Annotated in this window: 26 protein-coding genes and 1 other RNA gene; 15 read left to right on the plus strand and 12 right to left on the minus strand. The window is 69.9% G+C overall.

What is annotated here, in order from left to right:
* Positions 1 to 87 precede the first annotated feature (87 nt).
* Both AC07N1_RS13370 and ffs read right to left on the minus strand, forming a co-directional pair.
* Complete coding sequence (locus tag AC07N1_RS13370; RefSeq protein WP_494672269.1) at positions 88 to 1932, minus strand: DNA polymerase III subunit gamma/tau; 1845 nt, start codon at positions 1930 to 1932, stop codon at positions 88 to 90.
* 86 nt (positions 1933 to 2018) lie between these two features.
* Positions 2019 to 2111, minus strand: an RNA gene (gene ffs / locus AC07N1_RS13375) — signal recognition particle sRNA small type.
* A 141-nt stretch (positions 2112 to 2252) separates the two neighbouring features.
* Between ffs and nudC the strand changes: the two genes are divergently transcribed.
* Positions 2253 to 3197, plus strand: a complete 945-nt coding sequence (gene nudC, locus AC07N1_RS13380; protein ID WP_494672270.1) for an NAD(+) diphosphatase — start codon at positions 2253 to 2255, stop codon at positions 3195 to 3197.
* Positions 3198 to 3426: 229 nt separating this feature from the next.
* On the opposite strand, the gene AC07N1_RS13385 is transcribed toward nudC, so the two are convergent.
* From AC07N1_RS13385 to thrB, 3 genes are all read right to left on the minus strand, one after another.
* Complete coding sequence (locus AC07N1_RS13385; protein WP_494672271.1) at positions 3427 to 3843, minus strand: MAPEG family protein; 417 nt, start codon at positions 3841 to 3843, stop codon at positions 3427 to 3429.
* Between the two features lie 75 nt (positions 3844 to 3918).
* On the minus strand, positions 3919 to 4365 hold the full coding sequence (gene rnhA / locus AC07N1_RS13390; RefSeq protein ID WP_494672272.1) for a ribonuclease HI: 447 nt from the start codon (positions 4363 to 4365) through the stop codon (positions 3919 to 3921).
* The gene (gene thrB / locus AC07N1_RS13395) at positions 4362 to 5324 is read right to left on the minus strand and encodes a homoserine kinase (RefSeq protein WP_494672273.1); all 963 of its coding nucleotides are present in this window, start codon (positions 5322 to 5324) and stop codon (positions 4362 to 4364) included. The genes rnhA and thrB overlap by 4 nt, the downstream gene beginning before the upstream one ends.
* A 93-nt stretch (positions 5325 to 5417) precedes the next feature.
* Between thrB and AC07N1_RS13400 the strand changes: the two genes are divergently transcribed.
* On the plus strand, positions 5418 to 5639 hold the full coding sequence (locus AC07N1_RS13400) for an AbrB/MazE/SpoVT family DNA-binding domain-containing protein (RefSeq protein WP_494672274.1): 222 nt from the start codon (positions 5418 to 5420) through the stop codon (positions 5637 to 5639).
* An 8-nt stretch (positions 5640 to 5647) separates the two neighbouring features.
* Positions 5648 to 6040, plus strand: a complete 393-nt coding sequence (locus AC07N1_RS13405) for a type II toxin-antitoxin system death-on-curing family toxin (RefSeq protein ID WP_494672275.1) — start codon at positions 5648 to 5650, stop codon at positions 6038 to 6040.
* Between the two features lie 3 nt (positions 6041 to 6043).
* Here the strand turns inward: AC07N1_RS13405 and ispH are convergent, their stop codons facing one another.
* On the minus strand, positions 6044 to 7006 hold the full coding sequence (gene ispH, locus AC07N1_RS13410; RefSeq protein WP_494672276.1) for a 4-hydroxy-3-methylbut-2-enyl diphosphate reductase: 963 nt from the start codon (positions 7004 to 7006) through the stop codon (positions 6044 to 6046).
* A 173-nt stretch (positions 7007 to 7179) separates the two neighbouring features.
* Between ispH and AC07N1_RS13415 the strand changes: the two genes are divergently transcribed.
* The 3 genes from AC07N1_RS13415 to AC07N1_RS13425 all read left to right on the plus strand — a co-directional run bounded on the left by AC07N1_RS13415 (position 7180) and on the right by AC07N1_RS13425 (position 10650).
* Positions 7180 to 7893 carry a Tat pathway signal sequence domain protein gene (locus tag AC07N1_RS13415; RefSeq protein WP_494672277.1) on the plus strand — a complete coding sequence of 238 codons (714 nt, stop codon included), beginning with the start codon at positions 7180 to 7182 and terminating at the stop codon, positions 7891 to 7893.
* Positions 7890 to 9731: an arginine--tRNA ligase gene (gene argS, locus AC07N1_RS13420; protein ID WP_494672278.1), complete on the plus strand. Its 1842-nt coding sequence runs from the start codon at positions 7890 to 7892 to the stop codon at positions 9729 to 9731. Before AC07N1_RS13415 ends, argS begins: the two co-directional genes overlap by 4 nt.
* Before the next feature lie 214 nt (positions 9732 to 9945).
* Positions 9946 to 10650, plus strand: coding sequence for a DUF899 family protein (locus AC07N1_RS13425; RefSeq protein WP_494672279.1), 705 nt, complete (start codon positions 9946 to 9948; stop codon positions 10648 to 10650).
* 126 nt (positions 10651 to 10776) lie between these two features.
* On the opposite strand, the gene AC07N1_RS13430 is transcribed toward AC07N1_RS13425, so the two are convergent.
* Positions 10777 to 12183, minus strand: a complete 1407-nt coding sequence (locus AC07N1_RS13430) for a glycoside hydrolase family 28 protein (RefSeq protein ID WP_494672280.1) — start codon at positions 12181 to 12183, stop codon at positions 10777 to 10779.
* Positions 12184 to 12429: 246 nt separating this feature from the next.
* Complete coding sequence (gene mutY, locus AC07N1_RS13435) at positions 12430 to 13482, minus strand: A/G-specific adenine glycosylase (RefSeq protein WP_494672281.1); 1053 nt, start codon at positions 13480 to 13482, stop codon at positions 12430 to 12432.
* 61 nt (positions 13483 to 13543) lie between these two features.
* Between mutY and AC07N1_RS13440 the strand changes: the two genes are divergently transcribed.
* From AC07N1_RS13440 to smc, 4 genes are all read left to right on the plus strand, one after another.
* Entirely contained in the window at positions 13544 to 14092 is a 549-nt protein-coding gene (locus AC07N1_RS13440; RefSeq protein ID WP_494672282.1) for a DUF721 domain-containing protein, read from the plus strand.
* 109 nt (positions 14093 to 14201) lie between these two features.
* Entirely contained in the window at positions 14202 to 14825 is a 624-nt protein-coding gene (locus AC07N1_RS13445; protein ID WP_494672283.1) for a DsbA family protein, read from the plus strand.
* Positions 14826 to 14827: 2 nt separating this feature from the next.
* Entirely contained in the window at positions 14828 to 15436 is a 609-nt protein-coding gene (locus AC07N1_RS13450; protein ID WP_494672284.1) for a DsbA family protein, read from the plus strand.
* A gap of 15 nt (positions 15437 to 15451) precedes the next feature.
* Complete coding sequence (smc, locus tag AC07N1_RS13455; RefSeq protein WP_494672285.1) at positions 15452 to 18898, plus strand: chromosome segregation protein SMC; 3447 nt, start codon at positions 15452 to 15454, stop codon at positions 18896 to 18898.
* Between the two features lie 194 nt (positions 18899 to 19092).
* Here smc and AC07N1_RS13460 read toward each other — a convergent pair whose 3' ends face one another.
* Entirely contained in the window at positions 19093 to 19872 is a 780-nt protein-coding gene (locus tag AC07N1_RS13460) for a TSUP family transporter (protein WP_494672286.1), read from the minus strand.
* Between the two features lie 104 nt (positions 19873 to 19976).
* Positions 19977 to 20360: a DUF6481 family protein gene (locus AC07N1_RS13465; RefSeq protein ID WP_487292168.1), complete on the minus strand. Its 384-nt coding sequence runs from the start codon at positions 20358 to 20360 to the stop codon at positions 19977 to 19979.
* Between the two features lie 306 nt (positions 20361 to 20666).
* On the opposite strand from AC07N1_RS13465, the gene AC07N1_RS13470 reads away from it, so the two are divergent.
* The 5 genes from AC07N1_RS13470 (at position 20667) to AC07N1_RS13490 (ending at position 23243) form a co-directional block, all read left to right on the plus strand.
* Positions 20667 to 21038 carry an AtpZ/AtpI family protein gene (locus AC07N1_RS13470; RefSeq protein ID WP_494672287.1) on the plus strand — a complete coding sequence of 124 codons (372 nt, stop codon included), beginning with the start codon at positions 20667 to 20669 and terminating at the stop codon, positions 21036 to 21038.
* A gap of 5 nt (positions 21039 to 21043) precedes the next feature.
* Positions 21044 to 21802 carry a F0F1 ATP synthase subunit A gene (locus AC07N1_RS13475; RefSeq protein ID WP_110120044.1) on the plus strand — a complete coding sequence of 253 codons (759 nt, stop codon included), beginning with the start codon at positions 21044 to 21046 and terminating at the stop codon, positions 21800 to 21802.
* Between the two features lie 48 nt (positions 21803 to 21850).
* A complete protein-coding gene (locus AC07N1_RS13480; protein ID WP_108505567.1) occupies positions 21851 to 22075 on the plus strand; it encodes a F0F1 ATP synthase subunit C in 225 nt (74 codons plus the stop codon).
* 114 nt (positions 22076 to 22189) lie between these two features.
* Positions 22190 to 22723 carry a F0F1 ATP synthase subunit B family protein gene (locus AC07N1_RS13485; protein ID WP_110120043.1) on the plus strand — a complete coding sequence of 178 codons (534 nt, stop codon included), beginning with the start codon at positions 22190 to 22192 and terminating at the stop codon, positions 22721 to 22723.
* Positions 22724 to 22736: 13 nt separating this feature from the next.
* Positions 22737 to 23243: a F0F1 ATP synthase subunit B gene (locus tag AC07N1_RS13490; RefSeq protein ID WP_110120042.1), complete on the plus strand. Its 507-nt coding sequence runs from the start codon at positions 22737 to 22739 to the stop codon at positions 23241 to 23243.
* A 237-nt stretch (positions 23244 to 23480) separates the two neighbouring features.
* On the opposite strand, the gene AC07N1_RS13495 is transcribed toward AC07N1_RS13490, so the two are convergent.
* Both AC07N1_RS13495 and AC07N1_RS13500 read right to left on the minus strand, forming a co-directional pair.
* Positions 23481 to 23915, minus strand: coding sequence for a hypothetical protein (locus tag AC07N1_RS13495; protein WP_494672288.1), 435 nt, complete (start codon positions 23913 to 23915; stop codon positions 23481 to 23483).
* Positions 23912 to 24334 (minus strand): hypothetical protein, encoded by a 423-nt coding sequence (locus tag AC07N1_RS13500; RefSeq protein ID WP_110120041.1) that lies wholly within the window; start codon positions 24332 to 24334, stop codon positions 23912 to 23914. The genes AC07N1_RS13495 and AC07N1_RS13500 overlap by 4 nt, the downstream gene beginning before the upstream one ends.
* Positions 24335 to 24426: the final 92 nt, after the last annotated feature.

Below are 24426 nucleotides of genomic sequence, written 5' to 3' on the forward strand. Positions count from 1 at the left end.
CTAGGGCGTTAGACGCCTGGCGCCGCGGCCAACTCAGCAACCACCCCCATCCCCGACCCTTCCCCCATCGAGGGGGAAGGGAGATGGCTAGTCCTCGACCTCGTCCGGCTCGATCGGCGCGGGTTCGGGGGCCAGGACCTTGCGGATCTCGACGATCTCCGTGCCCGGGAAGGCGCTGAGCACCGAGGCCACGAAGGGGTCGGACTTGATGGCGGCCAGGGCTTCGCGTTCCTCGCGCTTCTGGCGCTCCATCAGGCTCTCGGCCCCGCCGCCGCCCTCTGCGGCGACCAGCCAGGGCTGGCCGGTATATTCCTTCAGCGCGCGGACCAGGCGACCGGCCAGGTTGCCGGGCGCGCCGGGAGCGGCCTCGAAGGTGATGGCGCCGGGACGGAAGCTGATCGGGCGGACATACTGCTCGACGTCGAGCCGAAGCCCGATGTCGCGCTTCTCGGCGATCAGCTTCAGCACGTCGTCGAACGAGGCCAGGACCGGCGCGGCCGGCGCCGCGCCGATGGCGGCCATGGCGCGCGGCGCGGCCGAGACCGCGCCGCCCGGCGCGCCTCCACCGCCCATGGCGACGCCGCCTCCCGGACCACCACCTGGATTGGCGCCGTCACGCAGGGCCTTCAGCGCGTCTTCCGGACCCGGCAGGTCGGCGGCGTAGCACAGGCGGATGATGGCCATTTCGGCGGCGGCCATGGCGTCGGGCGCGCGGCGCACCTCGTCATGGGCCTTCAGCAGCATCTGCCACAGGCGGGCCATGGTTCCGGCGCTGGTCTGGGCGCCGACCGAGGTCAGGCGCGCGGCCTGTTCCTTGGGCATCGACAGGGCGTCGGGACCCAGGGCCTTGGCCACCGAGGCGGCGTGGCAGTGGTCGAGCAGGTCGAGCATCACCACCACCGGATCGGCGCCGAAGCCCCACAGCTGGCGGAAGGTGGTCAGGGCCTCGCCCGGCTTGCCGCTCATCACCTGTTCGAAGAGAGCGATGGTCTGGCTGCGGTCGGCCAGGCCCAGCATGTCGCGGACGACGGCGGCGGTGACGGTCTGGCCGCGCTCGGTCTGGACGATGGCCTGGTCGAGCAGCGACAGGCCGTCGCGGGCCGAGCCCTCGGCGGCGCGGGCGATCAGGGCCAGGGCGTCGGCGTCGATCCGCGCCCCTTCCTTCTGCGAGATGCGGTCGAAGTGCTTGGCCAGCACGTCCGGCTCGATCCGGCGCAGGTCGAAGCGCTGGGTGCGCGACAGGATCGTCACCGGCACCTTGCGGATCTCGGTGGTGGCGAAGATGAACTTGGCGTGCGGCGGCGGCTCTTCCAGCGTCTTCAGCAGGGCGTTGAACGCCGCCGTCGACAGCATGTGCACTTCGTCGATGATGTAGACCTTGTAGCGCGCCTCGACCGGGGCGTAGCGCACCCCGTCCAGCAGCTCGCGCATCTCATCGACCTTGGTGCGCGAGGCGGCGTCGAGCTCCAGCACGTCCATGTGCCGGCCCTCGATGATGGCGCGGCAGTGCCGGCCCTCGGTGGTCAGGTCGACGCTGGGGCCGTGGACGGTGTCGCTCTCGTAGTTCAGCGCGCGCGCCAGCAGGCGGGCGGTGGTGGTCTTGCCGACCCCGCGGACGCCGGTGAGCATGAAGGCGTGGGCGATGCGGCCGGTCGAGAAGGCGTTGGCCAGGGTGCGGACCATGGCCTCCTGGCCGATCAGGTCCTCGAAGGTGCGCGGGCGGTACTTTCGGGCCAGCACGGTGTAGGCCGCGCCGGGCTCTTCCGGTTCGGGCTCGGGCAGGGGCCTGGTCGCGGGCGGGGCGGCGGCGGGCGCGGGCGCTTCGCCGAAGATGTCGGCCGTGTTCTCGTCGCGCTCTGGCAGCTCATCGCGTTCGAGCGCGGGCTCGTCCCAGGGCGGGGCGGATTCGGGCGTGAGGTCGTGGTCGGCCATGGGCGCAGTCTAGAGCGTCGGGCGGCGCGGCAAAAGGCTCGCGCGGCGCCTGCCGGCGTGGATGCTGACGATTTCAGGGAATAAGGTGGAGACCGGCAGACGACCCGAAGGTGATCTCGTTGTGGCTGCTGCCTCTCGGCCCTGACCAGGTTGGCGAGGCCATCGTCCGTCGCCGATCTCCGAGGGGGTATATCGCGACTCATCGACCGATATGCAAGCGCCCAGAGCGTCGCAGCCGAAAGTCGCGGCGGTTTCCGGTGGGCGAAAAGCCTTAACGGCAGGCGGTGACGACTCCGCGTCGCTGGGCTACAGATTCGCCTATGCCGCTATCCGAGATCGTCAACATCTTCGCCGGGAATCCGCTGGACCGCGCCAGCGAGCGTCGAGGCGACGCCAGCTGGATCGCCGAGAAGCTCGACGACGCCCAGTCGCTGGCCGTCGCCGTCTGGAACGGCAAGGTCCTGGTCGAGGACGCGCCGGGCGCAGATGACGAGCCGGGCGGCGTCCAGATCGCCTATCTGCGCGCCGACATGGCCAAGGAACTGGCCGGCACCGACGAGCGGCTGCTGTTCATGGGCCTATGGAAGGACATCGCCGTCTTCGCCGTCGACCTGGAGGGCGCGGCCGATCCGTCCGAAGGGGTCCTGCAGGGGCTGGGCCGGTTCGAGGAACTGCGCGGCGCGGCCGCCACCTTGCCCGCGCCCGACGCCGGCATACTGGGCACCGCCAAGTCGATGTTCGAATGGCGGCGCAAGCATCCGTTCTGCGCAAACTGCGGCCAGAAGAGCGACATCGCCGACGGTGGCTGGAAGCGCATCTGCCCGGCCTGCCACGCCGAGCACTTCCCGCGCACCGACCCGGTGGCGATCATGCTGGCCGTGCACGACGGCAAGTGCCTGCTGGGTCGCCAGGCCGCGTGGCCGCAGGGCATGTTCTCGGCCCTGGCCGGCTTCATCGAGCCCGGCGAGACCATCGAGGAGGCCTGCGCCCGCGAGCTGAAGGAAGAGGCCGGCCTCGTCGCCACCAAGGTCCGCTACCACTCCAGCCAGCCCTGGCCGTTCCCCGCCTCGCTGATGATGGGGCTGATCGCCGAGGTCGACAGCGACCAGGCCGCCCCCGACCAGACCGAGCTGGAAGCCGTCCGCTGGTTCGACAAGGACGAGGCCAAGGCCCTGATCCGCGGCGAGATCGAAGACGCCTTCGCCCCGCCGACGCTGGCGATCGCGCATCAGCTGATCAAGACGTGGTGCGAGAGCGAGGACTGAGGGTTTTGAGCCGCAGCGCGTTCAGCGTGATGGCCGGCTGGACGCGTTGGAAATAACGCCCGTCATTCCCGCCCTTGTGGCGGGAACCCCTCTGTCAGCCGCAAGGGCGGATGAGGCGACGTGCTGAGCACGTCGCTGGCGCCTCACGTGCAAGCGGAACCAGGGGTTCCCGCCACAAGGGCGGGAATGACGGGATAGGAAAATTGCGGTCCGGTGGTCTTGGCGCGCCTCACCCCGCCAACCGCACCCACTCCCGCACCACCATCGCGCCCAGCACCAGCGTCGACAGTGAAAACACCGCGAACCGCGCCAGCACCACGTTGACGCTGGCCTGGATCAGGCTGTGCAGCACCCGCAGACCCACATAGGCCCAGGCCAGTCCCACCGACGCCCCGTCCGCATGGCCCGCGACCGCGATGGCCAGGGCCGCCGCGTAGAAGATCGTCGGCTGCTCCATCAGGTGGTTGTAGTTGTCGGCCGCCTGCCGGGCGGCGTCGGGCAGGCCCGTGAGCGAGCCTGGAAACCGCGCGTCCTGCGGCTTGATCCCGGCCTTGGTCATCGCCGGCAGGCGCTGGGCGTACATCCACACCCAGATCAGCAGCGACCAGCTCACCAGCGCCAGCACCGGCGCGATCATCGTATTCATGGCGTTTGCCTCCCCAGGCGTTTCTTTCGGGGGAGGCTATCGGCGGAACGCGGTTCCGCGAAGCCTGACCTTGGGTCAGCGCTTCTTCAGCGTCTCTTCCATGCCCCGGCGGGCCAGTTCGTCGGCGCGTTCGTTGTGTTCGTGGCCGGCGTGGCCCTTGACCCAGCGCCAATCGACCTCGTGGCGCAGGCGGGCCGCGTCGAGGCGCTGCCACAGGTCGACGTTCTTGACCGGGCTCTTGTCGGCGGTCTTCCAGCCCTTGGCCTTCCAGCCATGGATCCACTGGGTGACGCCCTTCATCACGTACTGGCTGTCGGTGTGCAGCTCGGCCTTGGTCGGGCGGTTCAAGGCTTCGAGCGCCATGATCGCGCCCATCAGCTCCATGCGGTTGTTGGTCGTGGCCAGGTCGCCGCCGCAGATTTCCTTGCGCTTTTCGCCGTACATCAGCACCGCGCCCCAGCCGCCGGGACCGGGATTCCCGCGGCAGGCGCCGTCGGTGTAGATGATCAGCTTCGGCGTCACGATGCCGACCCGAACAGCGACAGGCCCTCGCGGTGGACGGCCAGCTTGCGCTCGTATTCCAGCGGGTCCTTCGGACGCACCAGGGCGCCGGCGGGCGTGGCGTTCCAGTCGGCCAGGCGCGTCAGGAAGAAGCGGACGGCCGCCCCGCGCGCCAGGATCGGCAGGGCGTCGCGCTCGGCCGGGCTCAGCGGGCGGCGGCGCTCGTAGCCGGCGATCAGGGCGCGGGCGGCGGTGACGTTGAAGCTGCCGTCGGCCTCGAAGCACCAGGCGTTCAGGGTCACGGCCACGTCGTAGGCGTAGGCGTCGTCGCAGGCGAAGTAGAAGTCGATGGCCGCCGCGAACTTGCCGTCGGTCTTGAAGAACACGTTGTCGGGGAAATAGTCGGCGTGGATCGTGCCCGTCGGCAGGTTGCGCGGCCAGGCCAGCGCCAGCTCGGCCAGGTCCTTGTCGATGACGGTGGCCAGGCCCGGCTTCAGGTCTTCGGCGGCCTGGCGGTGCTTGGAGAACAGCGGGGCCCAGTGCGGCTGGCCCAGGTCGTTGGCGCGACGGCCGGCATAGCCCTCGCCGGACAGGTGCAGCCAGGCCAGGCCCTCGCCGGCTTCGCGGCAGTGAGCCGGGGTGGGCTTGCGCACCGACAGGCCCGGCAGGAAGTCGACGATGGCGGCGGGCTTGCCGCGCAGGGTCTTGAGGTTCCGGCCCGCCTTGTCGGCGACCGGGCGCGCCGAGGGATAGCCGCGGTCGGCCAGCCAGCCCAGCAGGTCGAGGAAATAGGGCAGGTCCTCGGGCCGCGCGCGGCGCTCGTAGACCGTCAGTATGTAGCGGCCGGTCTCGGTCTCCAGCAGGAAGTTGGAGTTCTCCACGCCCTCGGCGATGCCCTTGAACGCCAGCGGGGCGCCCAGGTCGTACTCGGCCAGGAAGGCTTCGAGCTCTTGGTCGGTGATGTCGGTGTAGACGGCCATGGCGGCGGGATGCGGCGCCGCGCGCTGGCGGTCAAGCGGCTCCTGTCGGCGAGTGGTGGCCCGTGCTATGGTTTTGCCGGCAAGGAGCGCTCCATGATCGAACTCAAGATCGAGCAACAAGGCGAGGCGGTTAAGGTCGAGCTGACCGAGGAACTGCTTGCCCTGCTCGGCGCCAAGGCGGGCGATACGCTGGTTATCGATGGTGAAGCCGGCGGCCCGTTCACATTGGCGGCGCGATCGACGGACGAGCGCTTCGAGCGTGGCCGGGCTTTCCTCGAACGTTATCGTTCGACCTTCGAGGCCCTGGCGAAGTAGTCGCGCCCATGAGCGAGCCTGTCTGGATCGACGAAGCGTTGCTCGTCCGCTGGCATGACTTGGTGCTTACCGAAACGGGAGGCGCGAGCGGCGTGCGGGATCAGGGCTTGCTGAACTCGGCCTTGGCGCGCCCGGTCAATCGTCACGCTTATGAGAGCCTGTCGGATCTGATCGAACTCGCCGCCACCTACGCGGTGGCCATCGCCTCGAACCATCCCTTCATCGACGGCAACAAGCGCGCCGCCTTCATGGCGCTCGGCATGTTCCTGGAGGACAACGGTCTCTGGCTTGCGGCCGAGCCTGATGACGCGACAACGGTCATGTTCGCGGTCGCCGCCGGCGAGATCGGCATTGCCGAGCTGACCGACTGGCTCCGCCCGCGCGTCGTCGACGCGCCCTGACGCTCAAGCCGTCGTCAGCAGCCGCGGCAGCTTGAAGGTCACCGTCTCGCGGGCTTCGACCAGTTCCTCGATCTCCAGGTCGAAGTGGCCGCTGATCGCGTCGATGACGCCCTGCACCAGGTCTTCCGGGGCCGAGGCGCCGGCGGTCAGGCCGATGCTTTCCACGCCCTCGAACCAGTTCCACTCCAGGCCCGAGGCGTCGTCGATCAGGTAGGCGGCCTTGGCGCCGGCCTTCAGGCCCACTTCCTTCAGGCGCACCGAGTTGGACGAGTTGCGCGAGCCGACCACCAGGATCAGGTCCGACGCCTCGGCCAGCATCTTCACCGCGTCCTGGCGATTGGTGGTGGCGTAGCAGATATCTTCCTTGTGCGGGGCCGCGATGGTCGGGAAGCGCTGCTTGAGCATGGCGACGATGTCGGCGGTGTCGTCGACCGACAGGGTGGTCTGGGTCAGGAAGGCCACGTTCGAGGCGTCCTGCGGCTGCCAGGTCGCCGCGTCGTCGATGTCCTCGATCAGGGCCACCGTGCCCTCGGGCAGCTGGCCCATGGTGCCCACCACCTCGGGGTGGCCGGCGTGGCCGATCAGTACGATCTCGCGGCCGTTGTCGAAGTGCTTCTGGGCCTCGACGTGGACCTTGGAGACCAGCGGGCAGGTGGCGTCGAGATAGATCATCTGCCGCGACTTGGCCTCGGCCGGCACCGATTTGGGCACGCCGTGGGCCGAGAACACCACCGGGCGGTCGTCGGGGGCCTCGTCCAGCTCCTCGATGAAGATCGCGCCCAGGGCCTTCAGCCGGTCGACGACGTGGCGGTTGTGGACGATCTCATGGCGCACATAGACCGGCGCGCCGAACTTCTCGATGGCCCGCTCGACGATCTGGATGGCGCGATCCACGCCCGCGCAGAAGCCGCGCGGGCTGGCCAGGAACAGGCGAAGCTTGGGACGGATCGGCGCGGCGGTGCTCATGGCGCGGAACCTAAGCGTTCGCGCGGCCGTGCGCCAGACGTGCGTGAGGCGGCGTTTGACGTCAGGCCTGAAACGCGAGCACGTTGCGAGGTCACGCATATGCCTTTATCAGGCTGCATGACGCCGGCTGGGGCACCTCCCTAACTGGCAATCCTTCTCGAACCGGACGTTTCATGCGCCGCACGCTTTCCGTCGCCCTCAGCGCCATGATGGCTCTGTCGCTCGCCGCCACCGTCACGAGCGTCCACGCCCAAGGGCGCGGCGGCGCCGGCGGTCCCGGCGGCCAAGGCGGCGGCGAGGATGACGGCGGCGCCAAGAAGAAAAAGCGCGACGAGGAGTGGAACCAGCCCAAGGCTCCGCTGGCCCAGCTGCGCAACGCCGGCCCGTGCCCGTTCGTGAAGGTGCTGTACGACGCCAGCCGCTATGTCGAGTTCAAGGGCGGCAAGGAAAGCGCCGCGGCCACCGGCTACACCGGCGAGATCCAGGGCGTGTCGTCGGGCTGCGCCTACAAGAATGACGATCCGATCCGCATGCAGGTCGAGGTGCTGTTCGCCCTGGGCCGCGGCCCGGAAGCGACCGAACCGCGCAAGACCTACCGCTACTGGGTGGCCGTGACCGAGCGCAACAAGGACGTGCTGGCCAAGGAATATTTCGACCTGCCCGTCACCTTCCCGGCCAGCGGCGACCGCGTCTACGCCACCGAGAATCTGCAGACCATCACCATCCCGCGCGCCGACATCAAGACGAGCGGCAGCAATTTCGAGGTCCTGATCGGCTTCGACGTCACCCCGGAAATGGCCGCCTTCAACCGCGACGGCAAACGCTTCCGGGTCAACGCCGGCCAGACCGCCCAGGCCCAGCAAGCAGGGACTCCTCCTAAGCAATGAACGATTTGAAGCGGTCCTTGAGCGAGGCGGCCGCGGCCGCTTTCCAGGCCGCCGGACTGTCTCCCGACTTCGGGCGCGTCACGGCGTCCGACCGGCCCGACCTTGCCGACTTCCAGTGCAACGGCGCCCTCGCGGCGGCCAAGAGCGCCAAGCGTAACCCCCGCGAGATCGCCGTCCAGGTGGTCGACCAGCTGAAGGCCGATCCGCGCCTGGCCTCGGTCGAGATCGCCGGCGTCGGCTTCATCAACATGCGCGTCAGCCCCTCGGCCTTGGCGCAGCGGGCCGACCAGATCGCGGCCGACCCGCGCGCCGGCGCCAGCCTGCTGGCCGATCCGCGCCGCGTTCTGGTCGACTACGCCGGTCCCAACGTGGCCAAGCCGATGCACGTGGGCCACCTGCGCGCCTCGATCATCGGCGAGTCGATCAAGCGCCTGTACCGCTTCCGCGGCGACCAGGTGGTGGGCGACGCCCACTTCGGCGACTGGGGCTTCCAGATGGGCCTGCTCATCACCGCGGTGGCGGACGAGGACGCTTTCATCGCCGCCCTGATGGAGAAGCTGCCGGACGCCCCGCGCGACTTCACCGCCGCCGACGAGGCCAAGGTGCGCGCCGAGTTCGCCGGCCGGGTGACTCTGGCCGACCTCGACCGCCTGTATCCGGCCGCCGCCGCCCGCGCCAAGGAAGACACCGACTATCGCGACCGCGCCCGCAAGGCGACGGCCGACCTGCAGAACGGCCGCTTCGGCTACCGCCTGCTGTGGAAGCACTTCGTCGAGGTCAGCCGCGTGGCCCTGGAACGCGAGTTCCACGCCCTGGGCGTCGACTTCGACCTGTGGAAGGGCGAGAGCGACGCCGACCCGCTGATCGCGCCGATGGTGCGCCAGCTGGAGGACAAGGGCCTGCTGGTCGAGGACCAGGGCGCCCGCATCGTCCGCGTGGCCCGTCCCGGCGAGACCAAGAAGAAGAAGCTGCCCGACGGTTCGGTGATCGAGGTCGAAAGCCCCGATCCTCTGCTGGTGGTCTCGTCGGAAGGCTCGGCCATGTACGGCACGACCGACCTGGCGACCATTCTGGACCGCCGCCAGTCGTTCGACCCGCACCTGATCCTCTACTGCGTGGACCAGCGCCAGGCCGACCACTTCGAGCAGGTGTTCCGCGCCGCCTACCTGGCCGGCTACGCCCAGCCGGGCGGGCTGGAGCACATCGGCTTCGGCACCATGAACGGCGCCGACGGCAAGCCGTTCAAGACCCGCGCCGGCGGCGTGCTGAAACTGCACGACCTGATCGAGATGGCCCGCGAGAAGGCCCGCGAGCGCCTGCGCGAAGCCGGCCTCGGTTCGGAACTGTCGCCGGAAGCCTTCGAGGAGACCGCGCACAAGGTCGGCGTCGCCGCCCTGAAGTTCGCCGACCTGCAGAACTTCCGCGGCACTTCCTACGTCTTCGACCTCGACCGCTTCACCAGCTTCGAGGGCAAGACCGGTCCGTACCTGCTGTACCAGACCGTCCGTATCAAGAGCATCTTGCGCAAGGCCGCCGAACAGTCCGCCAAGGCGGGTCCGGTGATCGTGGCCGAACCGGCCGAACGGGATCTCACCCTGCTGCTGGACGCCTTCGAGGGCGCGCTGTCGGAGGCCTACGACAAGAAGGCCCCCAACTTCGTGGCCGAGCACGCCTACAAGCTGGCCCAGGGCTTCTCGAAGTTCTACGCCGCCTGCCCGATCCTGGGCGCCGATGATGCGGCCGTGCGCGCCTCGCGCCTGACCCTGGCCCAGACCGCGCTCAAGCAGCTGGAGCTGGCGCTCGACCTGCTGGGCGTGGACACGCCGGAACGGATGTAGGTTCAAATTCCTCCCCCGTGCAACGGGGGAGGGGGACCACGAAGTGGTGGAGGGGGCGAGACTGGGCTCATTGCCGGCGGTCGCCCCCTCCGTCACGCTGCGTATTCGCAGCGCGCCACCCCCCGCTAAAGCGAGGGAGGAGTATTCCGCCCGCTTCAGCTTGCAAACCATCGTTCTCTGACGTTCCCTGCCCGCGCCCACCGGGAGGACCGCCATGGACGACGCCGCGACCCTGACGCCCGCCGTCGAACTCGCCCGCGCCAATCCGGTGCGGATTCCCAACGAAAGCGCCGAATACCGCGCCGCCCGCACGGCCCTGCTGGCCGAGGAGATCGAGCTGCGCCGCCACATCGAGCGGGTCGCCGCCCAGCGCCGGGCCCTGCCGCCGGGCGGGCCGGTGGTCGGCGACTACCGCTTCCAGGGCGAGGAGGGCGAGGTCGACTTCGCCGGCCTGTTCCGCGACAAGCCGACCCTGGCCGTCTACTCCTACATGTTCGGCCCGCAGCGCGAGCGGCCCTGCCCGATGTGCACCAACCTGCTGGGCGCGTGGGAGGGCAACGCCGCCGACATCGACCAGCAGCTGTCGCTGGCGGTCGTGGCCCGCTCGCCGCTCGACAAGCTGCTGGCCTGGAAGCGCGAGCGCGGCTGGAGGCGCCTGCGGCTCTACACCGACCTGACCGGCGACTATTCGCGCGACTATTTCGGCGTGCTGCCCGACGGCTCGGAGATCCCGGCCTTCAACGTCTTCTCCCGCCGCGACGGGACGATCCGCCACTTCTGGTCGGGCGAGATGGCCGGCGAGACCGCCGATCCCGGCCAGGATCCGCGCGGCGCTCCCGATCCTGCGCCGCTGTGGATGGTGCTGGACAGCACGCCCGAAGGCCGGCCGCCGGAGTGGTATCCGAAGCTGGATTACTGACCTTGCCCGTCATCCCGGCCGCAGCGAAGCGGAGAGCCGGGACCCAAGGGCTACCACACTGCGCTGGCCCCTGGGTCCCGGGTCTACGGCGCGTTCCGCGCCTTCGCCCGGGATGACGAAGAGAACTCAGCTGTCTTGGCTGAACCCCTCGACGTTCTCCGTCCGCACCCGCTCTTCCAGCACCTTGCCCACCGCCACCTTGCGCAGCCGCACGTCGCGCACCGGCAGGTCCTTCTCGCCCTTGATGCGGCAGATCGAGCCGGCCTCCTCGACGCGCACGTCGCTGACCCGCAGCCCCTCGATGGCCGTCAGGCGACGCTCGTAGGTCGGGACCAGGGTGCGCCACTGGTAGAGGACGTCGGTGTCGACCGCGAGCACGCTGCCGGCGATCTTCGTGGCGCTGACATTGGTCATGTGGATGTTGCGGACGAAGCCGCCGCGCCGCTCGTTGGTCTTGACGAACATCAGGTTGGCGATCGGTACGGCCCAGCCGTCTTCGCCCTTCCCGTCGCCGGTGAAGTGACAGTTGTCGACGAAGACGTTCTCGATACCGGCCGACAGTTCGCTGCCGACGGCCAGCAGCTGGTGGCCGTTCTTGATCCGGCAGTCGCGCATGACGACGTTGCGGGTGGGAACGCCCAGGCGCCAGGCGTCTTGGTCGCGGCCCGACTTCACCGACACCGCGTCGTCGCCCTGGTCGAAGACGCAGTCCTCGATCAGGACATTCTGGCTCATCTCCGGATCGACGCCGTCGTTGTTGTGGCCATGGGCGCGGATCTTCACCCGGCGGATGACGACGTCGGTGCAGAGGAACGGATGGATCACCCAGAACGGGCTGTCCTCGATGCTGACGTCCTCGACCAGCACGTGGCGGCAGCGGTTGAACTGGATGAACTGCGGGCGAAGATTGGCCTCGCCGGCCGCCATCTGGCGCTCGCTCACCGGCTCGCCCCTGGCGGCCTTGTGATAGAGCGCGACCAGGGCGTCCATGTGCGGCTTGGGCCGGGCGTACCAGACCTTCCAGACGTCGAGTTTCGCCTTCAGCTTGCCGGGGCCCGTGATCGCCACGTTCTCGCAATCGAAGGCGTAGACCAGCGGCGAATAGTTCCAGCACTCCAGCCCCTCCCAGCTGGTCTGGATGGCGGGCAGGTAGTCGGCGGGCTTTTCGGAGAAAAGCAAGGTGGCACCCTTGGCCAGGTGCAGGGCGACGTTGCTCTTCAGGTGAACCTTGCCTGTGGGCCAGGTTCCCTGGGGGATCACCACCACGCCCGCGCCGGCGGCGTTGGCGGCCGTGATCGCCGCGGCTATGGCGGCGCTGGTCCTGCCCTGGTCGCCCTGGTCCGCGCCGAAGTCGGTGATGGGAAAGCGACGGGCGCCGGAGAAGTCGGGCACGCCGATGCCGGGCATGTCGAACGGCGCGGTCGGGCGGACGAGCCTGTGCGGGAAGGGCTTGGCGAGGGCGAGGCTCGGGATCAGCGGCGCGGCGATCCCGGCCGCCAGCGCCGTCCGTCTGGTCGGAAGGTGGATGCCCATGCCGCGTCTCCCAGAGCCGGGCGTCGCGCGCGCCCGTGTCGGGGGCATTGCTCGCATGGTGGGATGTGAAGTCAATATTTGAGAACCGATCCTTCTCCCCTTGCGGGAGAAGGTGGCGGCCGAAGGCCGACGGATGAGGGGTCTCTCAAAAGAAAACCGCCTCGCCCAGCCCGCAGCGTCGAGGTCTGAGAGACCCCTCACCCGACCCGCTTCGCGGGCCACCCTCTCCCGCAAGGGGAGAGGGATCTAGACGAGCCGCTCCAACCCCGCCCGGGCCGCCTTCAGGAACACGCTCGGCAGCGCCGACAGCCCCTCGTGCGGGGTCCAGACGAAGTCGCCGGCGACGTCGGCCTCGGTGACCAGCACGCGCAGGGTCAGGGAGAAGTGGGTGAAGACATGCTCCACCGCGCCGAGATCCCGCCACGGCGCCAGGATCGGCGCGACGCGGATCGCCTCGTCATCCGACCACGGACGATCTCGCCAGTCCGAGGTCGGCAGGCCGAGCATGCCGCCCAGCAGGCCCTTGTCCGGTCGCCGCACCAGGGCCGTCTCGCCCCGGCGGCTGACCACATAGGCCACGCCGTGGCGGCGGGGGCGGTCGGCCTTCCTGGTCTTGCGTGGATAGGTCTCGGGCGCGCCGCCGGCTTTCGCCGCGCAGAAGGTCTCGACCGGGCAGCGGTCGCACAGCGGGGCCTTGGGCTTGCAGATCGTGGCGCCCAGATCCATCAGGGCCTGGGCCCAGTCGCCGGGGCGCTCGTCGGTGACCAGTTCGCCGGCCAGGCGCTTCAGTTCAGGCTTGGCGTCGGGCACGGGGGCCTCGACCGCAAAGAGCCGCGCCATCACCCGCTCGACATTGCCGTCGACAACATTGGCCTTGCGGTCGAAGGCGATCGCCGCCACGGCCGCGGCGGTGTAGGCACCCACCCCCGGCAGGGCCAGCAGGCCCTCTTCGGTGTCGGGAAAGACCCCGCCGTGGTCATTGGCCACCGCGCGGGCGCAGGCCAGCAGGTTGCGGGCGCGGGCGTAGTAGCCCAGCCCCGCCCAGGCGCCCATCAATTGCCCGTCCTCCTCGGCCGCCAGGGCCTCGACGGTGGGCCAGCGCTGGGTGAAGGCCAGGAAATAGGGCGTGGCGTGCGGCACGGTGGTCTGCTGCAGCATCACCTCCGACAGCCAGACGCGGTAGGGGTCGCTGCGCAGCCCCACGCGTCCGGCGGCGGGGCCGGTTCGCCAGGGCAGGACGCGCGCCTCGCGGTCGTACCAGGCCAGAAGTGCGGAGCGGATCGCGGCGACGTCGGTCATTGTCGCCTCCTATCGCAAATCCGCGCGCGCGAGGGGAGGGGGGCGTGCTAGGCTTTCGCGCATGTACCGCCGCACGCTGCCCACGTCCGACGAAGCGCTGAAGATCCTGTCGCGCCGCCGCACCCGGCCGCCGATGCGCGTGCCGCCGCCGGCCGGCAAGAGCCTGGCGCCGCTGATCCGCGAACTGGACAAGAAGTACGGCCAGGGCCCGGGCGCGCTGCAGGCCCGCTGGAAGGAGATCGTCGGCGACACCCTGGCGCGCCGCACCGAACCCGTCCGCATCATCAAGAGCCGCACCGGCGAGGGCGGCACGCTGGAACTGCGCGTCGACGGCCCCGTGGCCTCGCTGATCCAGCACCAGGCCCCCCAGATCACCCAGCGCCTCGACCTGCTGCTGGGCAAGGGCGCGGTGACCCGCCTGCGGATCGTGCAGGGACCGGTTCGCGTCGCCGCTTCGGCCGCCGGCGCCCCGCCGCGTCCCCGCCGCCGCCCGCCGCTCGACGCCGCCCAGGAGCGCGACCTGGCCGACGGCCTGGCCGACCAGCCCGACGGGCCGCTGAAAGAGGCGCTTCTGAAGCTTGGTCGCGGCGTGTTGCGCAACGAAAGTTGACAACCTGAGCGGGGCGCCGCTGATGCGGGAAAAGCCTCATCCGCGCCATTTTCACGCGGCTAAAGAATCGCGCTTAACTCTACTATTCACGCTCGAGGAAGACCCGACCATGCGCTCGCCCCTTCGCCGGATCCTGCTGGCCGCAGCCCTCGTCGCCGGCGTCGCCGGCCTTTCCGCCTGCAACAAGTCGGGCGGCGCCGTCACCGCCGACGACATGAGCCTGGGCAATCCGAACGCCAAGGTCACCGTCATCGAGTACGCCTCGGCGTCGTGCGTGCACTGCGCCCGCTGGAACGAGGAGGTCTTCCCGGCCTTCAAGCAGAAGTACATCGACACCGGCAAGGTGAACTACGTCTACCGCGAGTTCCTGACCGCCCCGCCGCAGGTGGCCGCCGCCTCGTTCCTGCTGGCCCGCTGCGCCGGCAAGGACAAGTATTTCTCGGTCCTGGACTCGGTCTACCGCTCGCAGGAAGAGATGTTCACCACCGGCCAGTACCGCGACGTGCTGCTGCGCATCGCCCAGTCGGCCGGCCTGGACGAAGCCAAGTTCGACGCCTGCGTCAGCGACGAGAAGGCCCTGAAGGCGCTCAACGACCGCATCGAGCGCTACTCCAAGGAAACCGACATCAAGGGCACCCCGACCTTCGTCATCAACGGCAAGAAGCTGACCGAAGAGGGCGGCGAGGCCCCGCTGGCCCAGCTGGACGCCGCCATCGCCGCGGCGAGCAAGTAAGCATGACCCTGGACCGGCGCGCGCTGATCGTTGCAGGCATGGCGGCCGCCGCCATGCCTGGCCTTGCGCGCGCCGCCCAGCTGCCACCCCTGCCGGGCGACCACGTCATGGGTTCGGTCAAGGCCAAGGTGCAGATCGTCGAGTACGCCTCGATGAGCTGCAGCCACTGCGCCCACACCGCGCTCGAGATCATGCCGGCGATCAAGAAGCGCTACATCGACACCGGCAAGGCCCGGCTGGTGTTCCGCGAGTTCCTGACCCCGCCCAGCGACCTGGCCGGCGCGGGCTTCCTGCTGGCCAACCGCGTGCAGCCGGCCCGCTATTTCGAGGCGGTCGAGGCGATCTTCGCGGCCCAGCACGACATGTTCCAGACCGGCGACTACTGGGGCGGGCTGCTGGGCGTGGCCAAGCGGTTCGGCCTGACCGAGGCGCAACTGGAGACGACCTTGAACGACAAGGTCGCGCTGAACGCGCTGAACGCCCGCGTCGAGGCGGCCGGCAAGCGCGGGATCAACTCCACGCCCACCTTCTATATCAACGGCGAGCAATTCGTCGGCGAGCTGACGGTGGAAGACCTGGCCAAGGCCATCGACAAGGCCCTGAAGGGCTAGCGGGCGGGCGCGGCCGTGCAGTTCCAGCGTCTGCGCCTCTCCGGCTTCAAGTCCTTCGTCGAGCCGACGGAGTTCAGGATCGAGCCTGGCCTGACGGGCATCGTCGGGCCCAACGGCTGCGGCAAGTCCAACTTGCTGGAAGCCCTGCGCTGGGTGATGGGCGCCAACTCGGCCAAGGCCATGCGGGCCGGCGGCATGGACGACGTCATCTTCGCCGGATCGGGCAACCGTCCGCCGCGCAACCACGCCGACGTCACCCTGACCATCGACAACGCCGACCGCACCGCGCCGGCCGCCTTCAACGACGATCCGGTGCTGGAGGTGGTGCGCCGCATCGACCGTGGGGCCGGCTCGACCTACCGGATCAATGGCCGCGAGGTGCGGGCCCGCGACGTCCAGCTGCTGTTCGCCGACGCCTCGACGGGCGCCAACTCGCCGGCCTTGGTGCGCCAGGGCCAGATCAGCGAGCTGATCGGGGCCAAGCCGCAGAACCGCCGCCGCATTCTGGAGGAGGCGGCCGGGGTCTCGGGGCTGCACACCCGTCGCCATGAGGCCGAGCTGCGCCTGCGGGCGGCCGAGAGCAATCTTACCCGCCTGGAAGACGTCGCCCGCGAGCTCGAGACGGCGCTGAACCGCCTCAAGCGCGAGGCCCGCCAGGCCGAGAAGTACAAGCGCCTGTCGGCCGAGATCCGCGCCGTGCAGGGCGCGGTGCTGTTCGCCCGCTGGGCCGAGGCCCGTGATGCCCTCGAACGCACCCAGTCCGAGGCCACCCAGTCGGCTCGCGACGTCGAGGAGACCGCCCGCGCCGCGGCCGCCGGCCAGGGCGCGATCGTCGAGGCCGAAACCGCCATGCCGCCGCTGCGCGAGGAGGCGACGATCGCCCAGGCCGTGCTGGGCCAGCTGGCGATCCAGAAGGACCGGGCCGAGCGCGACGCCGCCGCCGCCGCCGCCGAGTTCCAGCGCCTGTCGGCGGATCTCGCCCGCATCGACGAGGACCGCGCCCGCGAGGCGCAGGCCGCCGAGGACGCCGGCCGCAGCCTGGCCCGCATCGAGCCGGAACTGGCCGAGGTGCGGGCCCTGATTTCCGCCGCGCCCGAGCGTGGTCCGGAACTGGAAGCCGCCGCCAAGGCCGCCGAGGCCGCGCGCGCCGAGGCCGACGGCGCCGTCGAGCGCCTGGCCGCCCAGACCGCCGCCGAGGAGGCCCGCGCCCGCGCCGCCGCCCAGCGCCTGGCCGAGGCCGAGAGCCGCCTGGCCCGCACCGTCCGCGCCCTCGATCAGGCCAAGGCCGAGCGGGCGGCCGTCGGTCCGGCCGTCGATCCCGCCGCCGCCGAGGCCCGCCAGCGTTTCGCCAACGCCGAGGCCGCCCTCGCCGCCGCCCGCGCCGCCCTGGAGGCCGCCGAGGCCGAGCGCACGACCGCCGCGCAAGCCGAGGGCGCGGCCCGGGATCTGGCCCGCAAGGCCGAGGACCAGTTGGGCCGCCTGCGCACCGAAGCCAGGGGCTTGGCCCAGCTGACCGCTCCGCGCGCCAAGAGCGGCTTCTCGCCCGCCCTCGACGCGGTGACGCCCGACAAGGGCTATGGCGCGGCCCTGGCCGCCGCCCTGGGCGATGATCTGGAAGCCGCCCTCGACGCCCGCGCATCCTCGCACTGGGCCGGGGCCGAGACGCCGGCGACCGCCTGGCCCGAGGGCGTCCAGCCGCTGGCCCCGCTGGTCAAGGCTCCGCCCGAGCTGGCCGCGCGCCTGGCGATGGTCGGGCTGGTCGAGCGGGCCGACGGCGAGCGGCTGGCCAAGGGCCTGCCCGTCGGCGCGCGGCTCGTCTCCAAGGAAGGCGACCTTTGGCGCTGGGACGGCTTCGTGGCCAAGGCTGACGCGCCCAAGCCCGCCGCCGTGCGGCTGGAGCAGCGCACGCGCCTCGCCGAAGTCGAGGCCGAGATCGATCTCGTCGCCCCGCGCGCCGAGGCCGGCGCCGCCGCCCTGAAGACCGCCGCCGACCGCCTGCGCGCCGCCGAGGACGCCCTGCGCGACAGGCGCCGGGGTCCGCCCGACGCCGAGCGCCTGCTGAACCAGGCCCGCGAGACCGTGGCCCGCTTCGAGCGCGAGGCCGCCCAGCGCGAAGCCCGCGCCCAGTCGCTGGACGACACCATCGCCCGTTTCGAGGCCGAGCGCGCCGAGGCCGACGAGGCGCTTGCCGCCGTTCGCGCCGAGCACGCGGCGGCCGAGGCCGTCGGCGATCTGGCCCCGCAGCTGCTGGCCGCCCGCCAGGCCGCCGCCGCCGCCCGCGAGGCCGCCTCGGCCGCCCGCTCGGCCCTCGACCTGGAGAACCGCGAACGCTCGGGCCGCCAGCGCCGGCTGGAGAGCCTGGAGCGGGATCTCGGCGACTGGACCCGCCGCCGCGACGCCGCCGCCAAGCGCGCCGAGGGCCTGGAAGCCGATCGCGCCAAGGCCGCCGCCGCCCTGGAGGCCGCCCGCGCCGCCCCGGCCGAGCTGGAGGCCAAGCTGCTGGTGCTGGTCGACCAGTTCGACGCCGCCGAGCAGCGCCGGGCCAAGGCCAGCGACGCCCTGGAGGCCGCCGAGACCGCCCGCATCGCCGCCGACCGCGCCGCCCGCGCCGCCGACCAGGCCGCCGGCGAGGCCCGCGAGCGCCGCGCCGCCCTGGTGGCTCGCCTCGACGGAGTCCGCGAGCGCTTCGCCGAGATCGCCTCGAACATCCGCGAGAGCGCCCGCATGGAGCCCGAGGCCCTGGGCCGCCACCTGGCCGGCGAGGCCGTGGCGGTGCCCAAGGACGCCGCCGGCGTCGAGGCCCACCTCTTCGCCCTGGAGCGCGAGCGGGACTCCATCGGGGCGGTGAACCTGCGGGCCGAGGAAGAGGCCCAGGAATATGCCGGCCGGCTGGAGACCATGCGCATCGAGCGGGCCGACCTGTCGGGCGCGGTTGCCAAGCTGCGCGACGGCATCGAGGAGCTGAACGCCGAGGGCAGAGAACGTCTCTTGGCGGCCTTCGACGTCATCAACGGCCACTTCCAGACCCTCTTCCAGGCCCTGTTCGGCGGCGGCCAGGCCGAGCTGCGGCTGATCGAGAGCGACGATCCTCTCGAAGCCGGCCTGGAGATCTTCGCCTGTCCGCCCGGCAAGCGCCTGGCCAGCATGAGCCTGATGAGCGGCGGCGAGCAGGCCCTGACCGCCAGCGCCCTGATCTTCGGCGTCTTCCTGGCCAATCCGGCCCCGATCTGCGTGCTCGACGAAGTCGACGCGCCGCTCGATGACGCCAATGTCGACCGCTACTGCAACATGCTCGACGAGATGCGCCGCCGCACCCTGACGCGCTTCATCGCCATCACCCACAACCCGGTGACCATGAGCCGGATGGACCGCCTGTTCGGCGTGACCATGTCCGAGCGCGGGGTCAGCCAGCTGGTCAGCGTGGACCTGAGCACCGCCGAGGAGCTGGTGGCGGCGCAGTAGGGATATTCCCCCTGAGAGGGACCCTAATCCGTAAAATCCCCTCGAAAGCGGGGACCCAGGCTTTTTCTGAAACCCAAGGCGCTCGACGATAAAACACCTGGGTCCCCGCTTCCGCGGGGATTTTACGGGGAGGGGGCGAGCCTTTCTTCCCTCTCCGTCGGCTTCGCCGACACCTCTCCCCTCAGGGAGAGGGGTCAGAAGAGATGCCGCAGCGGGTTGCTCGGATCGGCCAGAAGCTTCACCGCCATGGCGCAGGAGATCGTCACCAGCAGCGGCCTGATCAGCCTGGCCCCGAACCGCACGGCCAGCCGCGAGCCCAGCTGCGCGCCGAGGAAGGCGCCGACGGCCATGGAGAGGCCTATCGGCCAGATCACCGCGCCCTTGAGGATGAACAGCGCCAGGGCCCCGACATTGCTGGCGGCGTTGGCCAGCTTGGTGTGGGCGGTGGCCTTCAGCACGCCGTAGCCGAGCAGGGTGACGATGGCGACCATGTAGAAGGCCCCCGCGCCCGGGCCGAAGATGCCGTCATAGAAGCCCACGATCGGCGCGATGAAGCCGGCGAAGACGGGCAGCGCCAGGCGGGCGGGGCCGTCCTCGGCCTTCAGGGCCGTGGACAGGCCGAAATAGACGGCGATGACGATCAGCAGCACCGGCACCAGCGCCGCCAGCACGCGCGGCGAAAGAAGGCTGGCGCACAGCGCGCCGGCCAGGCCCGCCAGTCCCGCCGCCAGGGCGATCGGCCAGGCGGTCTTCCAGTCGATCAGGCCGCGCTTGGCGAAGGCCCGGGTGGCCGAGACCGAGCCGAAGGTGCTTTGCAGCTTGCTGGTGCCCAGCGCCGCGATCGGCGGCAGGCCCGAAAGCAGCAGGGCCGGCAGGGTGATCAGGCCGCCGCCGCCGGCGATGGCGTCCAGGGTTCCGGCCACGAAGGCCACGCCGAACAGGATGACGAGCAGCTGGACGCTCAGATGTTCCATTGGCGATCCCTACAAACGCGAAAAGCCGCCCGGGAGCCGGGCGGCGGCAGGCGGCGGGTGAAGGAAGGGGAGGCGGCCGACAGCACGTCTCCCCATCGTTCGGATCAGCCGATCAGGTGGGCCCACTGGTGGGCGCGCGAGGCCTTGCTGTTGCGGCCCAGGGCCTTCAGCTCTTCGCGGGCCGCGGCCTTTTCTTCCTTGCGGACGCGTTGCTCGGCGGCTTCGACAGCCTTGCGTTCCTTACGCTCGGCGCGCTTGACGGCCGCGATCTCTTCCTGGCGGGCCAGGGCTTCGAGGCGGGCGATTTCCTTGGCTTCGGCGCGGGCGACGCGGACGGCTTCCAGCTCGGCGGCGCGTTGTTCGTCGCGCTTGTCGAAATCAGGATCCTGAACGGTGGCCTTCGGCTTGAACTTGGCCAGCATAGCCTTCTTGGCTTCCTGCTGGGCGGTGATGCGATCGGCGAATCCGGTGTTCTTCAGATAGGACATGAATCTTGATGCTGTTGGAGAGGCGCGCCTCCTAAACCCCAAAACGGCGAAAAAAGCAATTGGAGCGGCCATGCTCTTCGTCGGACGGATCGTCGCGCAAACGGGGCGGGACCCGTCCCGGAGACCCAGATTCCGCGGATTGGCTGACCTTGGGGAAATTCCTTCGTTAAAACAGCGTGTTGTGCAGTTTCTCCACAATCTTGACGCACCGCAGCGCGCCCTATAGGTTCCGCCGCGATCAAGCCGGCCGAAAAAACGCCTTCTTCAGGCGTGTCTGCGGGCGCTTTTCGGACCTGACCGCTTCCCATGCCCAAGGCCGACGAACCGAACGACGAGGCTTTCAAGAGCCTGGACGCTCGGCTCGACGCCATCGAGGCGCGGAAAGCGGCGGAAAAGCCCGTCAAGGCGGCGGGCGAGAAGGCTTCCCAGGACGGCTATCGCCTCCTGGCGGATTTGATCGGGGGCGTTCTGGTAGGGCTTGGCTTCGGCTGGCTGCTCGACCATTACGTCGGCACGGGGCCCTGGGGCATGGTCGGCGGTTTGCTGATCGGCATGGGGGTCTCGATATTCTCCGTCGTTCGCAAGGCGACGAAACTGAGCGCGCAGGCGTCCAAGGCCCCGGCCGAGGATGTACACACGGGAGGCGGGTCCACCGCCCCCAAGCAGAAGAGAGACTAGGGCCGATGGCCGATCCGATGCACCAGTTCCAGATCCAGAAGGTCGTGGAACTGCCCACCGTGAACGTCTTCGGTCTGCCGATCGATCTGTCGATCACCAATTCCGTGGCCGCGATGCTGCTGGCCGCCACCCTGGTCGTGGCGTTCTACGCCGTCGCCGCCCGCCGCGCCGTGGTTCCGGGCCGCCTGCAGACCGTGGGCGAGATGCTCTACGGACTTGTCGACGGCCTCGCGGAGTCGATCATCGGCCACGACGGCAAGAAGTTCCTGCCCTTCATCTTCACCCTGTTCGCGTTCGTGCTGTTCATGAACCTGCAGGGCATGTTCCTGGTGTTCACCGCCACCTCGCAGCTGGCCGTGACCCTGACGCTGGGCCTGATGGTCATCCTGACCGTGGTCGCCGTCGGCTTCGCCAAGAACGGCCTGAAGTTCTTCAAGCTGTTCGCCCCGTCGGGCGTGCCGTGGCCGCTGTACTTCCTGCTGGTGCCGATCGAGATCCTGTCGTTCCTGATCCGTCCGATCACCCTGGGTCTTCGTCTTTTCGGCAACATGCTCGGCGGCCACGTGGTGCTGAAGATCTTCGCCGGTTTCGTGATCGCCCTTGGCGGTCTCGGCGCGATCGGCTGGGCCGGTTCGCTGCTGGCCCTTTCCTCCGTCGTCGCCCTGACGGCCCTCGAGTTCATGGTGGCCTTCCTGCAGGCCTTCGTGTTCGCGGTGCTTGCCTGCGTCTATATCAACGACGTCGTGCACCTCGACAGCCACTGATCACCCTTTTCTCTTCAACCTATCTCTGAATTCTCAAGGAGCCTCACAATGGAAGCGGAAGCCGCTAAGTACATCGGCGCTGGCCTGGCCATGCTCGGCATGATCGGCGCGGGCATCGGCCTGGGCGTCATGTTCGGCAACTATTTCCAAGGCGCGCTGCGTAACCCGACCGCCGCCGCTCAAGAGCGTCCGATGCTGTTCCTCGGCATGGCGCTGACGGAAGCCCTGGGCATCTTCGCCCTGGTCATCGCCTTCCTGATCCTCTTCTCGTAATCCTCTGAGCGCGGCGGCGGTCGGTTCCCGGCCTTCGCCGCGCTTTGATCTTTAAGAACCGAGCCTGCCCGCCCGTTTCGGGCCGCAGGCGCTAGCTGAGAGGCGCCCTCGCCCATGGCGACGGAAAATCACGGCACGGTCGCGACGACTGAAGCCCCCGGACACGAAAGCGGCGGTCTTCCGCAGCTCCAGTTCCAGCACTGGGGCGGTCAGATCGTGTGGCTGCTGCTCATCTTCGCCGTTCTCTATATCGTGCTGTCGAAGGGCCTGCTGCCCCGCGTCAGCGGCGCGATCGACGAGCGCGGCGCCAAGATCGCCGGCGACATCGCCGACGCCCGTCGTCTGAAGGACGAAGCCGAGGTGCAGGCCCGAGCGGCCGCCGCCGAGGTGGCCGAGGCTCGCGCCAAGGCCCAGAAGACCGCGGCGGACGCCAAGGCCCAGGCTTCGGCGCAAGCCGCCGAGCGCCAGGCCAAGGAAGAAGCCGTGCTGGCCGAAAAGCTGGCCGCGGCGGAAGCCTCGATCCAGGCCGCCCGCGACGAGGCCATGAGCCACGTCCGCACGGTGGCCGAGGAGACGGCTGGCGCGATCGTCGAGAAGCTGACGGGCAAGGCGGCTTCGGCCGCCGAGCTCAAGACGGCTCTGGCCTGAGGAGTAGCGGACCATGGAACACGAATCCCTGTTCAGCTTCTCCAATCCGGAGTTCTGGGTGCTGGTCGCCCTGGTGATCTTCTTCGGCCTGCTGGTCGTTCTGAAGGTCCTGCCGGGCGCCCTGTTCGGCGCGCTTGACGGCTACGCCGCCAAGATCCAGGCCGAACTCGACGAAGCCCAGAAGCTCCGCGAGGAGGCGCAAGCCCTGCTCGCCGAGGTCAAGGCCCAGCGCGAGGAAGCCGAGCGCCAGGCTTCGGCCATGCTCGAGGCGGCCAAGGCGGACGCGGTCCGTCTGGCGGCCGAGGCCAAGGAAAAGCTCGAGGAGCAGATCACGCGCCGCGCCCAAATGGCCGAGCGCAAGATCGCCCAAGCCGAGGCCCAGGCCGCCGCGGACGTCAAGGCCGCTGCCGTCGACCTCGCCGCCCAGGCGGCCGAGGCGGTGCTCCTGGCCCGCGTCGGAACCGGCGCCGACCCTCTGCTCGACGCGGCCATCGGCCAGATCGGCAGCAAGCTGCAGTAGTCCTCTTCGGACGACTGAAAGATCGAAAGGCGCGGCTCGCAGGGGCCGCGCCTTTTTCGTTTGGGCCCACCCCCAAACTCCCGTCATTCCCGCCCTTGTGGCGGGAACCCCTCTGTCAGCCGCAAGGGCGGACGGGGGCGGCGTGCTCAGCACGCCGCTTGCATCTCACGTGGCAGCGGAACCAGGGGTTCCCGCCACAAGGGCGGGAATGACGGGGGAAGTGGGGAGGGGCGTTAGCTAGGCGGCCCTACGCTTCAACCACCGCCTCACCGCCTTGCGCCCCCGCTTCAGCACCCGCCAGGCCGGGCGCCGCAGGAACACCTTTTCCGACCGCAGCAGCTGCTGCCAGGCCACCAGCAGGATCTCCGGCTCGCGGCGCATCAGGCGGCGGATCGGGAAGATCAGCTTGGGGTGGCGCTTCTGCCAGCGGATGAAGCGGCGGCGGGCCTGGAACGAGTTGCGCAGCACCACCATGAGCCCGATGACCAGCAGCGGCAGGCCGACGTGGCCGGGCAGGGGCGTCAGGATCGCGCCGGCCAGCAGGATCAGGCAGCCCAGCGCGATCAGCGCCAGCCGCGCGACGCGGGCCAGGGTTTCGCGAAGGACGAAGGCCAGCCGGCGGCGACGCAGGCTCGACAGGCGGCGGACGACCCTGGGGTCGCGGGGGCTCACTGGCCGCGCGGGTTGACCTGGCCCCGGCGCTTGAAGGACTTGCGCCAGCGCTTGGCCACCCGCCAGCGGCGCGGCACGACCAGCTTCTCGATGCGCAGGACCTGCTGCCAGGCCACCAGCACGACTTCTGGCTCGCGGCGCAGCAGGCGGCGCAGCGGGAAGACCAGCTTGGGGTGGGCGTGCTGGAAGCGCACGAACTGCTTGCGGGCCTTGAACGAGTTCCGCAGCACCAGCATCAGGCCGATGACCGTCAGCGGCACGCCCATGGGGCCGGGCAGGGGCGCGATCAGAAAGCCCGCGGCGATGAACACCAGGCCAAGGGCCACCAGCAGGCCGCGAATGATCCGGCCGAGAAGCTCGCGGGCGAGTTCGTCGGCGGCGGAGAGGCGCACGGGCGTCATGGCGATGGCGAAGTTCATGGGGGGCTGAACGGGGTATGTGGTCCGCCGGTTTCCGACAAAGCGCCGGCCCCCTCATCCCACACCGTGCATATGGAAACGGGGCGCCCTTC

It is taken from the genome of Caulobacter sp. GW821-FHT09B11 (assembly GCF_059418205.1).